This window comes from Seonamhaeicola sediminis (assembly GCF_004358095.2).
In the GTDB taxonomy this organism is placed as follows: Bacteria; Bacteroidota; Bacteroidia; order Flavobacteriales; family Flavobacteriaceae; genus Seonamhaeicola; species Seonamhaeicola sediminis.
Genome location: NZ_SMZJ02000005.1, coordinates 152,855 through 166,993 on the forward strand (window position 1 = coordinate 152,855; position 14,139 = coordinate 166,993).

Here is a 14,139-nt window from a genome sequence, read left to right on the forward strand (position 1 = left end):
ACCATAATAATTGATGAAACACATTATCAAAATTCTGGTACTAATTGTTTTTTTTTGTTTTAGTTGCCAAACTGATGACTTGGATTTATTTGACCCCAATGCGGTTAGAGACCCTATAACTATAGATTCTCAAATTACCTTTGCAGACCCCAATTTGGTGCAAGAGGCAAAGGATTTACATGCCAGGTTGCAGCACATTACACAAAAAGGAATTGCCCTTGGCCAACAAGAGGCTGTTTTTGGTGGTTTGGACTTTTATGAATACAATTCACTCGAAAGCGATTTTAGTTTAGTGGCAGGAGATTACCCAGCCATTATTGGCTTCGATTTAGAGGGTTGGGAGCGTTGGGACACTTCAATCCCAATTGAGCGTTTTTTTTCTCGATGGGAAAGCGCTATAAAGAACGCCCATAAAAATGGCAGTATAATAACCATAAGTTGGCATGCCTCGAATCCATTATCAGGGGGCGATGCCTTTGACAGGACAAAAGTTGTAGGTGAAATGCTAGAAGGCGGATCTGTAAGGAGTAGATTTCTTCGCTACTTAGAAGATATTGCTTTCTTTCTTAACGAGTTAAAAGACGAGAATGGCCGCCCTATACCCGTTCTCTTTCGCCCATGGCATGAAATGAACGGGAATTTCTTCTATTGGGGCGAAGGCCTTAGAACAAACGAAGAGTTTAAACAGCTCTACAGGGATACCGTAACTATATTGAGCGAAACGTATAATGTTCATAATGCTTTATATGTTTATTCACCAAACATTGTAACCAACGCGGCTGAGTATATGAAGAATTACCCAGGTGACGATTATGTAGATATGCTCGGTATAGACCTTTATGATTTCAGAAATGGTAATTTTCTCAATGATGCTATTCGGAATTTAGATATCGTTGAAAGTATAGCCCGTGAAAAAAACATGCTTTTTGCACTCACCGAAACTGGAATTGAGAATGTACCACAGAGCAATTGGTGGACCGATAATTTATATAGAGCTATACGAAGCAGTTCAATAACTTATGCTATGATTTGGAGGAATGCCAGAAAAGATCACTTTTTCGGGCCTTATGAAGGGCATCCTTCCGAAGAGGATTTTAGAACCTTTGTATCCAAAGACGTTATCTTATTAAACAGTGATATACAAACGGAATAATGCTTAGCGCCTCTTCTTCTTAGACCTAAACTTGGCTTTATTTTTTCTTTGATTAAAAGGCACAGCGTCATTAAAGGTATTCTTGGTTTTACCAGGTTTGTTTTTGCGCCATTTATCATTTTCGGGTAACAGTACCTTCAACAAATCTGTACGCCCAAGTTTGTTTAATGTATTTTTAATCCAAGCTCTATTTTCATGTCTATACCAAAAGAAAAATCGATGTTGCTCATCCTTCTCCTTTTGGGTTTTAGGTGTTTTTACTTTTTCAAGTGTGTAAGGGTGGTATCCACTATAGTAAATCACCGTAGCCACTGTCATAGGCGTTGGTGTAAAACCTTGCACTTGCTCTAACTGAAAGCCCATATCCTTAGTTTCGGCTGCTAAATCTGCCATATCTTCAGCTTCACATGCCGGGTGATTGGATATAAAATAAGGTATAAGTTGAAGTTTTAATTTCTTACTATTATTTATTTTGTCAAAACGTTCCTTAAACTTGTGAAAATATTTGAATGATGGTTTACGCATCAATTTTAAAACAGGATCACTAGTATGTTCTGGGGCTACTTTTAAACGTCCCGAAACATGTTTGGTCATAACCTCCTCAGTATAATCATCTAGCTCTTTGGCATCGGCATTTTTATTAAATTCTGGCACCAACATATCATGCCGAATACCACTTCCTATAAACGATTTTTTAACCTTCGGATGGTTATCAACCGCTTGATATAATTGGGTTAAAGGTTTATGTGAGGTATCTAAATTACTACATATAACTGGCGAAATACAAGATGGAGCTACACACTTATCACATATTTCTTGAACCTTACCTTTCATTTTGTACATATTGGCACTTGGTCCACCAATATCTGAAAGATAGCCTTTAAAGTCTGGCATATTTGCAATCGTATCAACTTCCCTTAATACAGATTCTTGACTACGAGACGCAATAAATTTGCCCTGATGTGCTGAAATGGTACAAAAACTACATCCGCCAAAACAGCCACGGTGTATGTTGATGGAAAATTTAATCATTTCATATGCAGGAATAGGTCCGCGTTTGTTGTATTTGGGGTGTGGTAACCTGGTATATGGCAATTCAAAAGAAGCATCAATTTCTTCTTCAGTCATTGTAGGATATGGCGGGTTAATCATCAACGTTTTATTGCCTACTTTTTGAAAAATACGTCGTGCATACAACTTATTACTCTCTTGCTCTATCACTTTAAAATTAGAAGCAAAGGTTTTTTTGTCGTTCAAACAATCGTCGTGAGATGCTATTTCTACATCTTCCCAATTTTTATTTTTCGGGATATCTTCTTCATTTTCAATTAATAATACCGTTTGCTTTATGGTATTGATACTATGAAAAGGCACACCTTTTTGCAACAACCTTACAATTTCTCTAAGAGGTTGCTCTCCCATACCATATACTAACATATCAGCCTTGGAACTTACTAGAATAGAAGGCATCAATTTATCACTCCAATAATCATAATGTGTTACACGTCTTAAAGAAGCTTCAATACCACCTATGAGCACTGGAATATCTGGCCACTTTTCCTTTAAAATATTTGAGTAAACAGTTGTTGCGTAATCTGGTCTAAAACCAATATCTCCATTAGGTGTGTAGGCGTCTTTTTTACGTTTTCTCTTGTTAGCATTATAATTACTAACCATAGGATCCATACAACCCCCTGTAACTCCAAAAAACAACTTTGGAGCCCCTAGTTTTACAAAATCCTGAAGATTATCATTGACATTAGGTTGAGGCACAATAGCAACTCTTAAACCATAACTTTCTAAAATACGCCCAATAACAGCAGGACCAAAAGAAGGATGATCCACATAAGCATCCCCGCTAAACAAAATAACGTCTAATGCATCCCAACCACGAATTTTAACCTCTTTGTTTGTGGTGGGCAACCAATTTGATAACCTTAACTCCTCCATAGAACTGCAAAAGTAATTAAAAAATCATTGGTTGATGTTTTATAAAGTATTGATTGAGAAACACATCAAAGTTAAAGAAGTATTAGAAAATAAAAAAAGAGTGTATTTTTGCACCTCGTTTAAAAACTATATGAGTATCATTTCAAAAGATATAAAAAAAGCTGCAGCTATTTTAAGCGCTGAAAAACTTGTTGCCATACCAACGGAAACCGTTTACGGGCTTGCAGGAAACATTTATAGCGAAAAAGCTATTAAAAGTATTTTTGAAATAAAAAAAAGACCATTTTTTAATCCACTCATAGTTCATATTCCGTCAATTGAAAAATTAAAGGATATAGCTAGTTATGTTCCGCCTAAAGCTCAAAAATTAGCTGAAACCTTCTGGCCAGGATCTATGACACTGGTATTGAAAAAACAACAGGCTATTCCAGATTTAGTAACAGCTGGCAAAGATACTGTAGCCGTAAGAGTACCTAATCACCCTATTACCTTAAAGCTTTTAAAACAGCTACCTTTCCCTTTAGCCGCTCCCAGCGCCAATCCTTTTGGAAGTATCAGCCCTACTAAAGCAGAACATGTTGCTGCTTATTTTGAAAATGCTATTGAACAAGTTTTGGATGGTGGCTCTTGTGAAAATGGTATCGAATCTACTATCATTGGTTTTGAAAATGATGAGCCTGTTATTTATAGACTTGGGGCTTTAGCATTAGAAGACATTGAAAAGGTAGTTGGCCCCGTGACTTTAAAAAATAAAAAAGAAATAAAGCCTGATGCTCCAGGGATGCTGGCTCGTCATTATGCTCCCAACACAACAACTTATTTATGTGATTCTATATTAGAGGAAATTGAAAAACATCAAGGAAAACGCATTGGTATCCTATCTTTTAAAACGAGATTTGAAGATGACCGTGTTACATATCAAATCATTCTCTCAGAAAAGGGTAATTTGGCTGAAGCTATGTCTAAACTTTATGCCTCAATGCACCACCTAGACCATCAAAATTTAGATATAATCATTGCCGAACGGTTTCCTAATTTTGGACTTGGAAAATCTATAAACGACCGATTGCAACGAGCTACTTTTAGCAATTAAATTTCACCACTTCCAGCTATCTGATTTTCAGCTTCAAAAAATCTCCAAACAGGGTTTGTTTATCAAATATTTAATCGTAAATTTGCAAACTCTTTTTTGAAGAGGAATGTTTAATAAATAAAAATAATTAGTGTGGACACATTAAGCTACAAAACGATTTCAGCAAACAAAGCTACTGTAAATAAGCAGTGGGTTTTAGTTGATGCTGAAGGTCAGGCGCTTGGTCGTTTAGCATCTAAAGTTGCAAAACTTTTAAGAGGTAAACACAAGCCAAACTTCACACCACACGTTGATTGCGGAGATAACGTTATTGTTATAAATGCAGAAAAAATCAACTTAACAGGAAACAAGTGGACAGATAAGTCATATATCCGTCATACAGGTTACCCTGGTGGTCAAAGAAGTTTATCTGCTACAGAATTGTTTGGAAAAGATCCAGCAAGAATAGTAGAAAAATCAGTAAAAGGAATGTTGCCTAAAAACAAATTAGGGGCAGCTTTATTCCGTAATTTAAATGTTGTTGTAGGTCCTGAGCACAAACATGAAGCTCAAAAACCTAAAACAATTAACTTAAACGAATTCAATTAATGGACGTAATTCACAAAATTGGCCGTAGAAAGACGGCTGTTGCACGTGTATATGTTGCCTCAGGAAAGGGAAACATTACGATTAACAAAAAAGACTTAGCGGATTACTTTACTACAGCTACTTTACAGTACAAAGTAAAGCAACCATTAGCTTTGACTAACAATGATGGCAACTTTGATATTACAGTAAATGTATATGGAGGTGGCATTACTGGTCAAGCTGAAGCTGTTCGTTTAGCAATTTCTCGTGCTTTATGCGAGGTGGATGCTGAAAACAGAGCTATCTTAAAACCTGAAGGTTTATTAACTAGAGATCCAAGAATGGTAGAGCGTAAAAAATTCGGTCAGAAAAAAGCGCGTAAGAAATTCCAGTTCTCTAAACGTTAATATTATCCTCAACTTGATTGGGAATCTCTTTAAGAGTTATCCAATCAAGTTGAAAATTTAAAACTATTAAGTTCCTGAAACAAACCCGATAGCTATCGGGACAGGATAATTAAAAACAGTTATTGTTGTTCCTAGCTACCAGTAAAAATTTGAGAGCAGGATTTAGTTTAGCATCTAAATGATTAAGGCGATTTGAAAATGACCACTTAATCATTGCTAATTCAACAGAACGTAAACTATTACAAAAATGGCAGTAGAAGTAAAAGAATTACTTGAAGCAGGTGTACACTTTGGTCACCTAACACGTAAGTGGGATCCAAACATGGCTCCTTACGTTTATATGGAACGTAACGGTATCCATATTATTAACCTTTACAAAACAGCAGCAAAAATTGATGAAGCAAACGCAGCATTAGCTAAAATTGCAGCTTCTGGAAGAAAAATTTTATTTGTTGCAACCAAAAAACAAGCAAAAGATATTGTTGCTGAAAAAGCAGGAGCTATTAACATGCCTTACATCACTGAGAGATGGCCAGGTGGTATGTTAACAAACTTTGTTACTATTAGAAAAGCTGTTAAAAAAATGGCTTCAATTGATAGAATGAAGAAAGATGGTACCTTTAACACACTTTCTAAAAAAGAACGTTTACAAGTAGACCGCTTAAGAGCTAAATTAGAGAAAAACTTAGGTTCAATCTCTGATATGACTCGCTTACCAGGCGCTTTATTTGTAGTAGATATTAAGCGTGAGCACATTGCTATCAAAGAAGCTCAAAAATTAAACATTCCAATTTTTGCTATGGTAGATACAAACTCAGACCCACGTCAGGTTGATTATGTAATACCATCAAATGATGATGCTTCTAAATCAATTGATAAAATTTTATCATGTGTAACTGATGCCATTGCAGGTGGTTTAGCAGAACGTAAAGCTGAAAAAGATGCTGCTACAGCTGAAAAAGATGCTCCAAAAGCTAAAACTTCTAAAAAGGCAGCAATTGCTGAAGAAGAAGAATAAACTTTATATAATAATTAAGTAATATTTGTGAGTCGTTTAATTCTTTTCTTGTAAAATAAATTAAGCGACTTATTTAATAAAATGCATAGAAATTATGACAAAAATAACAGCCGCAGAGGTAAATAAATTAAGAAAAACTACTGGAGCCGGCATGATGGATTGTAAAAAAGCTCTAGTTGAAGCTGAAGGTGATTTTGATAAAGCCATTGAAATCCTACGTAAAAAAGGACAAAAAGTAGCTGCAAAAAGAGCTGATAGAGAATCTACTGAAGGTGCTGCCATTGCAAAAGTAAATGCAGATAACACTGTTGGTGTATCTATAGTATTAGGTTGTGAAACTGACTTTGTTGGTAAAAACGAAAATTTTGTAAACCTTGCTCATGAATTAGCTGAATTAGCTTTAAATTACGCAACTAAAGAAGAGTTTTTAGCTGCAAATTTTAATGGTATTTCTGTTTCTGAAAAACTAATTGAGCAAACTGGTGTTATTGGTGAAAAACTAGACATTAATGCATTTGTAAGATTAGAAGCTCCTTTTGTTGGATCATACATACACGCTGGTAACAAAATTGCTACTTTAGTTGGTCTTTCTGCCAAAGTTGATGGTGCTGAGGTAGCAGCAAAAGATGTTGCTATGCAAGCTGCTGCAATGAATCCAATTGCTTTAAATGAAGAAGGTGTTGATGCTTCAATTGTTGAAAAAGAAATTGAAATTGCTAAAGATCAGTTACGTGCAGAAGGAAAACCAGAAGCTATGTTAGATAACATTGCTAAAGGAAAACTTAACCGTTTCTTCAAAGATAACACTTTAGTAAACCAAGCATTTATCAAAGACAGTAAATTAAGCGTTGCCGATTATGTGAAAACATACGGAGATGTTACTGTTACTGGATTTGAGCGAGTTGCTTTAGGGTAATCATATTTCCTTTTAATTAAGGAAAACCTAAATATTTATAAGAGGTCGTCTAAAAAGTGATTTTTAGGCGATTTTCTTTTTTATAAAAGCATAGGTTTTAGAAGCGGTTGGATATATTTGATTGAAAAGTGGCAGTAAAATCCTGCACCGTTAAACTGTACTTTTTAAGGTTATGTGCCATGGCGATAAGCCCTATTTCCACTCTTACCTTATCGATCCCCCTTAACATAAAGCGTTTAAAATTCATATTGTGTTTTATGTTTCCAAAAACAGCTTCCACATCCCAGCATCGTTGCTTTCTTTTGGCGATGCCTTGCTCGCCGGTAAGCAGTGTTCTTGCTTTTGCCTTGAGCCGCATTAAATTGTAATTGCGTTCTATGATTCGGTCATGCTTTGATTTGTGGCAAAGGCCTCTGAGCGGGCAACCATTACAGTTTTGAGCCTGATAACGATGTATTTCTTGCTCAAAACCGTTTTTTGTTTTCTTTTTATGGCTACCAATGTTTGTCATGGCCTGTCCCATGGGACAATAATAAGTGTCTGTTCCTTTGTTATAATGTAATTGCTCTGGATGAAAGGGGTTGTTTTTTCCTTTCTTTTCGTCTTGCTGCTCTTTATGGAAGTAATTGTATTTTACAAAAGCCGTTATGTTTTTATCTTCTAGATCTGTATAATTTTCTTCACTGCCATAGCCTGCGTCTGCCGTGAGTGTTTCAGGTGTTTCGTTGTAATTTTCAATGTGGTCGCTAACGTGTTCTTTTAAGGTAGTGGTATCTGCCGTGGTCTGCGCCAGTGTATAATTGGTGAGGTATTGGTTGTTGGTGGAGGCCTGCACGTTGTAGCCCGGTTTTAGTTGCCCGTTCTGCATATGGTCGTCCTTCATCCGCATAAAAGTGGCATCGGGATCTGTCTTGCTGTAACTGTTCCTTTCTTTTAAAATGGCTTCCTGCTTTTGGTATTTTGCCATATTTGTCGGCCAGTTTTTCTTAGCGTAATTTAGCTTTTGTCTTACTTTTTTATCGACCTCCCTGCCCTGTAGCGCATCATTGATTTGGTTGATGGTTGCTTCAACTTTTTCCGCATCGATAGCTTCAAAGTCGGGCGTATTGGGAATATGCTGTTCATCTTTATAGACCTTTTCTACATGGGACCAAAGTTCTTTCAATTGTTTTTTGATGCGCTCCCTGCTCGTCTTTATGGACTTGCCCCATACAAAAGTATAGCGATTGGCATTGGCCTCAATCTTGGTGCCGTCTACATAAATATCTTTTAAGCTGATAACACCCTGTTCCACCAAAAGCAAAACGACTTGGTGGAATATTTTCTTTAGATGGCCTTGTAAACGTTTGCCCCTAAAATCGTTGATGGTGTTGTGGTCGGGTCTGCTCTGTCCGCTGAGCCACATAAAATGGATGTTCTCATGTAATGCCTGTTCTATTTTTCGCGAAGAATAAAGGTTGCGCAGATAGGCATAGATAATGACCTTGAGCAACATCCGCGGATGGTAACTTGACGTGCCGCCTCCTTTGTAACTTGCCTCTAAGGCACTGATGTCGATATGGTCGATGATCTTATTTACAATGCGCACGGGATGGTTGACCGGTACCAGCTCATCATAACTGGGCGGCAAAAGACTCAACTGATCTTGGTCGTAAGTCTTAAAAATTATTTTTCTGCTCATTCTTAAATTTAACAACTTATTGGAAAAATGGCAAAAAAAAAGACTGCCTTTTCAGACAGCCTCTTTTTTGTTTCTTTAACTCAAATCAAAATTAATAATTGCATTCATTTAATCATCATATAAAATAAATTTTTGCGTAGTTTTGCACAACTTCAGTATTAACAGCTAATGAAATATAAAAGAATACTCCTTAAACTATCCGGAGAAGCCCTAATGGGAAATCGCCAATATGGCATAGACCCAGACCGATTATCGGAATATGCAAAAGATATAAAAGAAATTACAGACAAAGGTGTTGAAGTTGCCATAGTTATTGGTGGTGGTAACATTTTTAGAGGTGTTGCTGGAGCCAGTAAAGGTATGGACAGAGTGCAGGGTGACCATATGGGAATGCTTGCTACTGTAATTAATGGTTTAGCTTTACAAGGAGCTTTAGAAGATGCGAATATTGAAACTAGACTTCAAACCGCTATTAAAATTAATGAAGTAGCAGAACCTTTTATAAGAAGAAGAGCCATGAGACATCTTGAAAAAGGTCGAGTAGTAATTTTTGGAGGTGGTACTGGAAATCCTTACTTTACAACAGATTCAGCAGCTGTATTAAGAGCTATTGAAATTGAAGCTGATGTTATTTTAAAAGGAACACGTGTTGATGGTATTTATACAGCAGACCCTGAAAAAGATAAAAAGGCCATTAAGTTTAGTAATATTTCTTTTGATGAAGTTTTAAGTAAAGGACTAAAAGTTATGGACACAACAGCATTCACCTTAAGTCAAGAAAATGAATTACCTATTATAGTCTTTGACATGAATAAAAAAGGTAATTTGCTTAAAGTAGTTTCAGGTGAAGAAATTGGAACTGTAGTTAATATATAAAATTGGCGTAATTTTTGTTTCTTAATGCCAAGTAAATTTTAATACTATGAAAGAAGACATACAATTTATATTAGACACAGCAAAAGAAGCCATGGATAATGCTATAAAGCATTTAGAAAAACAGCTTTCTAACATTAGAGCAGGAAAAGCAAGTCCTGCAATGCTAGGGAGTGTAATGGTAGATTATTATGGTTCTCAAACACCACTAAACCAAGTTGCTAATGTTAATACTCCTGACGGAAGAACCATTACCATACAGCCATGGGAAAAATCTATGCTTCAAGAAATTGAACGTGCTATTATGATTGCCAACTTAGGTTTTAACCCTATGAATAATGGTGAAAGTATTATTATTAATGTCCCTCCATTAACAGAAGAACGTAGACGCGATCTTTCCAAACAAGCTAAAGCTGAAGGAGAAGATGCTAAAATTGGCATTAGAAATGCCCGTAAAGATGCTATGCATGATATTAAAAAATTAGACGATGCTTCTGAAGACCTAAAGGCTAATGCCGAAATAGACATACAAGAAATGACAGATTCTTACGTTAAGAAAGCAGATGATATTTTCCATGTTAAGGAAAAAGAAATTATGACCGTTTAAAATGTAACTAAAGCGACAATTATGTCGCTTTTTTTATCAACAATCATTTCTGTTTAATAATATGCTTAAGCATTGCCTTTTTTTTGTTATTATCCTTTGTTTTAAACTTTTAAACAGTCAATCTTCTTACAAAGCCTTCAAGGAAAGCATACAAGATTCTGTTAAAAAGGAAACGTTTGTAAAACATTTAGGCAATGGCTATTTACCTAGCAAATATTTCAATTTCGATTTAAGGTATTTAATAAAATTCAATCAATATGAAGGCATCCGTACTGGTATTGGTGGCACTACCAATGAAAACTTCTCAAAAAATTTTAAAATAAATGGTTATTCAGTTTATGGGTTTAGAGATGATGAATTCAAATTTAGTATTGGTGGAGCAATTAGGTTAGCGCCTAAAACCAATACGTGGTTAAGTCTATCTTATACAGACGATTTACAAGAAACCGGAAGCACTAAATTCTTAACAGACGGTCGTTTCTTTCAATTTTTTGAACCCAGATTATTAAATATTGATTTGTTTCATAGCCATATCACAAAATCTATTGGTATAGAACACCTATTATTTGATAAGTTAAGTACTAAAACTGAATTTTCAATTAGTAGTATCAATCCAACTTACCAATATAGTTTCAATACTAATGGCATGCTATTAAATAACTTTAGATTAAGTGTAGCTAAAATTGCCTTTCAATGGAACCCTTTTAGCGATTTTAATCAAACTGAAAATGGTTTAAAAGAAACTAAACAAGGATATCCCAAATTCACGCTTCAATATTCAAAAAGCTTTAAAAATGTTTTTAAAAGTGATTTCAATTTTTCTAAAATTGATTTCAGAACCATACATAAAATTATTATTGACAAAGACAACTATTCTGAATTAACTTTGGTTTCAGGTTTAGCTAACGGTGATACCCCTATTACACATATGTACCATGCTTATCCTAATAACATTACAAAAGAAACGGTTATGCAGCGGTTCTCTGTAGCTGGTTTAAATAGTTTTGAAACTATGTATTTTAATGAGTTCTTTTCTGATAAGTTTACTACCATCCAAGCTAAACATTTTTTTAAACCCTTTAAAATCTCAGAGCGTCTCAACCCGCAATTGGTATTGATTTCTAGATTTGCCATTGGTAACATGGAATTTCCTGAAAAACATGAAAATATTAGTTTTAAAACACTAGAAAAAGGTTATACAGAATCTGGATTCGAAATTAATAAACTACTCTTTGGTTTTGGCTTAAGCTTTACCTACCGTTATGGTGGTTATCATTTACCTGAATTTACAGACAATCTTGCTTTAAAGTTTACATTTAACGTGACTTTATGAGGTAATACAAGGGTTTTTTCTACCTTTGCGCTGCTTTCATAAAAAGGTATGTTTAAACTGTTCAGCAAAGACTTTTGGGATGTTACTGCAAGATTGATTTTACGTAATAAAATCATTATTCTTATTGCTATTATTATTACTACATTGTTTTTTAGCAAGCAGTGGGATAACATGCGCTTTACCTATACTGAAGCCAACTTATTACCAGATGAACACGAGGTTAATATTACATACAATAACTTTTTAAAAACCTTTGGAGAAGAGGGTAATCTTATTGTTTTAGGAGTAAAAGACAATTCTTTATTTACTATTGAAAAGCTTAATGCCTGGAACAAACTTTCGGATAGTTTTAAAAATTACAAAGAAGTAGAGACCGTAATTTCTATTACAGACCTTCAAAAACTTGTTAAAGACACAAGGAATGAAAAGTTCAACTTAGAACCTTTTATTAAAGACTCCATTACTTCAATTGAACAAATTGAAATACTTCAAAACGAACTGTTTCATAAGTATCCGTTTTATGATAATTTTTTGTTTAATAAGGAAACCCAAACAGTCAGGACCGCAATTTATTTAAACAAGGATATAGTAAATACATCGGCAAGAAAAGATTTTGTAATTGATATCTTAATTGATAAAATAGAGACTTTTGAAAAAGATTATAATCTAGATGTTAGAGTGTCAGGGATGCCTTATATACGTACCCTAAATTCTCAAAACATCATTGATGAAATTAACCTTTTTGTAATTGCAGCATTACTGGTTACATCCATTATTTTCTTTTTCTTTTTTAGGTCGTTTAGAGCTACTTTCATTTCACTTATTGTAGTTTGTATTGGGGTAATGTGGACACTTGGTATTATTGGGTTGTTCAATTACGAAATCACCGTTTTAACAGCTTTAATTCCACCATTAATTATAGTTATAGGAATCCCCAACTGTATCTTTTTAATTAATAAGTACCAACATGAGGTAAAGCTTCATGGTAATAAAGTAAAATCGTTACAACGTGTTATTACCAAAATTGGTAATGCTACCTTAATGACTAATGTAACCACTGCCTCTGGCTTTGCAACTTTTATACTTACTGAAAGTCAACTTTTAAAAGAATTTGGGGTAGTAGCATCCTTAAGTATTTTGGCTATTTTTATTTTATGTCTGCTTATTATACCAATTATTTATACGTTTTTACCCCATCCAAAAGACCGCCATTTAGAGCATTTAAACAAGCGTTGGATTGGTGGTTTTGTAAACTGGATGGAGCGTATGGTTAAGCAAAAGCGAATTACCATATATGCCACATCGGTTGTTTTGCTTATAGTAAGTATTATAGGTATATATCAAATTAAAATCTCTGGTAGTTTAGTTGAAGACATGCCCAAAGAAGCCGAATTTTTTAAAGACATACGCTTTTTTGAGGAAGAGTTTAACGGTATCATGCCTTTAGAATTCATGGTAGATACCAAACGTAAAAAAGGGGTTATGAAGCTCGCTACGCTTAAACGCATGGATGAGCTAGAAGATCTCATTATTGAAACCCCTGAACTATCAAAGCCTATTTCTGTGGTGAGTTTGGTTAAATATTCAAAACAAGCTTACTATAACGGGAACCCTAAATATTATCAACTACCTACATCACAGGAAAACAGTTTCATTTTATCATATGCTAGAAATTCTTCTTCTGATGTGGATTTACTCAACAACTTTGTAGATAGTACGGGGCAATATGCTAGAATAACAACTTTTATGAAAGATATTGGGACTGATAAAATGGAACGTATTGAAGAAAATCTACAAAATAAAATAGATAAGGTTTTCCCAAAGGAACGATACAATGTTACCATGACAGGCAAAGCCCTAGTATTTCAGAAAGGCACCAAATATTTGGTTAAAAATTTAGCTATATCGTTATCATTGGCCATACTCTTAATTTCATTATTTATGGCCTATATGTTTCGTTCTGGGAGAATGATTATTATTTCATTAATTCCTAACCTACTCCCATTATTGGTTACCGCAGGATTGATGGGTTATCTGGGTGTTCCTATTAAACCCTCAACTATTTTAGTGTTTAGTATTGCTTTTGGGATTTCGGTAGATGATACCATTCACTTTTTAGCTAAATACAGACAGGAATTACAGGCAAATAACTGGAAAATAAAAGTTTCTGTTTATGGTGCTTTACGCGAAACAGGGGTTAGTATGTTTTACACATCTATTGTGCTCTTCTTTGGATTTTCGGTGTTTACCATTTCCAGCTTTGGTGGTACCGTAGCATTGGGTGCGTTAGTTTCGGCTACACTATTGTTTGCCATGTTATCTAATCTTTTATTACTTCCCTCATTATTACTTTCTTTAGAACGCAGTATTGCTAATAAAGAAGTTTTAAGAGAACCTGCTATAAATATTATTCCTGATGAGGACGAAGTTGAATAACCTTTCAATAAATAATATTTTTTATATTTTTACTTATAGAATTATCTTTTTTACTTAAATTAAACTTGGAAGCCGAAAGGCTTTTTTTATATTTACATTCAAAAT

12 protein-coding genes are annotated in these 14,139 nt (G+C 34.7%); 10 read left to right on the plus strand and 2 right to left on the minus strand.

Annotated elements, in window-relative coordinates; genetic code table 11:
* Positions 1–13 precede the first annotated feature (13 nt).
* Positions 14–1,153 carry a glycoside hydrolase family 26 protein gene (locus E1J38_RS10225; protein ID WP_133356453.1) on the plus strand — a complete coding sequence of 380 codons (1,140 nt, stop codon included), beginning with the start codon at positions 14–16 and terminating at the stop codon, positions 1,151–1,153.
* A 3-nt stretch (positions 1,154–1,156) separates the two neighbouring features.
* On the opposite strand, the gene E1J38_RS10230 is transcribed toward E1J38_RS10225, so the two are convergent.
* On the minus strand, positions 1,157–3,103 hold the full coding sequence (locus tag E1J38_RS10230) for a YgiQ family radical SAM protein (RefSeq protein WP_133356454.1): 1,947 nt from the start codon (positions 3,101–3,103) through the stop codon (positions 1,157–1,159).
* Between the two features lie 130 nt (positions 3,104–3,233).
* Here E1J38_RS10230 and E1J38_RS10235 point away from each other — a divergent pair, with 130 nt between their 5' ends.
* The 5 genes from E1J38_RS10235 to tsf all read left to right on the plus strand — a co-directional run bounded on the left by E1J38_RS10235 (position 3,234) and on the right by tsf (position 7,104).
* Positions 3,234–4,196, plus strand: coding sequence for an L-threonylcarbamoyladenylate synthase (locus E1J38_RS10235; protein WP_133356555.1), 963 nt, complete (start codon positions 3,234–3,236; stop codon positions 4,194–4,196).
* Between the two features lie 132 nt (positions 4,197–4,328).
* A complete protein-coding gene (rplM, locus tag E1J38_RS10240; protein WP_133356455.1) occupies positions 4,329–4,784 on the plus strand; it encodes a 50S ribosomal protein L13 in 456 nt (151 codons plus the stop codon).
* Positions 4,784–5,170 (plus strand): 30S ribosomal protein S9, encoded by a 387-nt coding sequence (gene rpsI / locus E1J38_RS10245; RefSeq protein WP_133356456.1) that lies wholly within the window; start codon positions 4,784–4,786, stop codon positions 5,168–5,170. Before rplM ends, rpsI begins: the two co-directional genes overlap by 1 nt.
* Before the next feature lie 247 nt (positions 5,171–5,417).
* Positions 5,418–6,188, plus strand: coding sequence for a 30S ribosomal protein S2 (rpsB, locus tag E1J38_RS10250; RefSeq protein ID WP_133356457.1), 771 nt, complete (start codon positions 5,418–5,420; stop codon positions 6,186–6,188).
* 94 nt (positions 6,189–6,282) lie between these two features.
* Positions 6,283–7,104 carry a translation elongation factor Ts gene (tsf, locus tag E1J38_RS10255; protein ID WP_133356458.1) on the plus strand — a complete coding sequence of 274 codons (822 nt, stop codon included), beginning with the start codon at positions 6,283–6,285 and terminating at the stop codon, positions 7,102–7,104.
* A 97-nt stretch (positions 7,105–7,201) separates the two neighbouring features.
* On the opposite strand, the gene E1J38_RS10260 is transcribed toward tsf, so the two are convergent.
* On the minus strand, positions 7,202–8,785 hold the full coding sequence (locus E1J38_RS10260; protein WP_133356459.1) for an IS1182 family transposase: 1,584 nt from the start codon (positions 8,783–8,785) through the stop codon (positions 7,202–7,204).
* A gap of 168 nt (positions 8,786–8,953) precedes the next feature.
* Between E1J38_RS10260 and pyrH the strand changes: the two genes are divergently transcribed.
* The 4 genes from pyrH (at position 8,954) to E1J38_RS10280 (ending at position 14,034) form a co-directional block, all read left to right on the plus strand.
* The gene (gene pyrH / locus E1J38_RS10265; protein ID WP_133356460.1) at positions 8,954–9,661 is read left to right on the plus strand and encodes a UMP kinase; all 708 of its coding nucleotides are present in this window, start codon (positions 8,954–8,956) and stop codon (positions 9,659–9,661) included.
* Between the two features lie 46 nt (positions 9,662–9,707).
* Entirely contained in the window at positions 9,708–10,265 is a 558-nt protein-coding gene (gene frr, locus E1J38_RS10270) for a ribosome recycling factor (protein WP_133356461.1), read from the plus strand.
* Positions 10,266–10,326: 61 nt separating this feature from the next.
* Positions 10,327–11,598 (plus strand): DUF5686 family C-terminal domain-containing protein, encoded by a 1,272-nt coding sequence (locus E1J38_RS10275; RefSeq protein ID WP_222428240.1) that lies wholly within the window; start codon positions 10,327–10,329, stop codon positions 11,596–11,598.
* Positions 11,599–11,646: 48 nt separating this feature from the next.
* On the plus strand, positions 11,647–14,034 hold the full coding sequence (locus E1J38_RS10280) for an efflux RND transporter permease subunit (RefSeq protein WP_133356462.1): 2,388 nt from the start codon (positions 11,647–11,649) through the stop codon (positions 14,032–14,034).
* Positions 14,035–14,139: the final 105 nt, after the last annotated feature.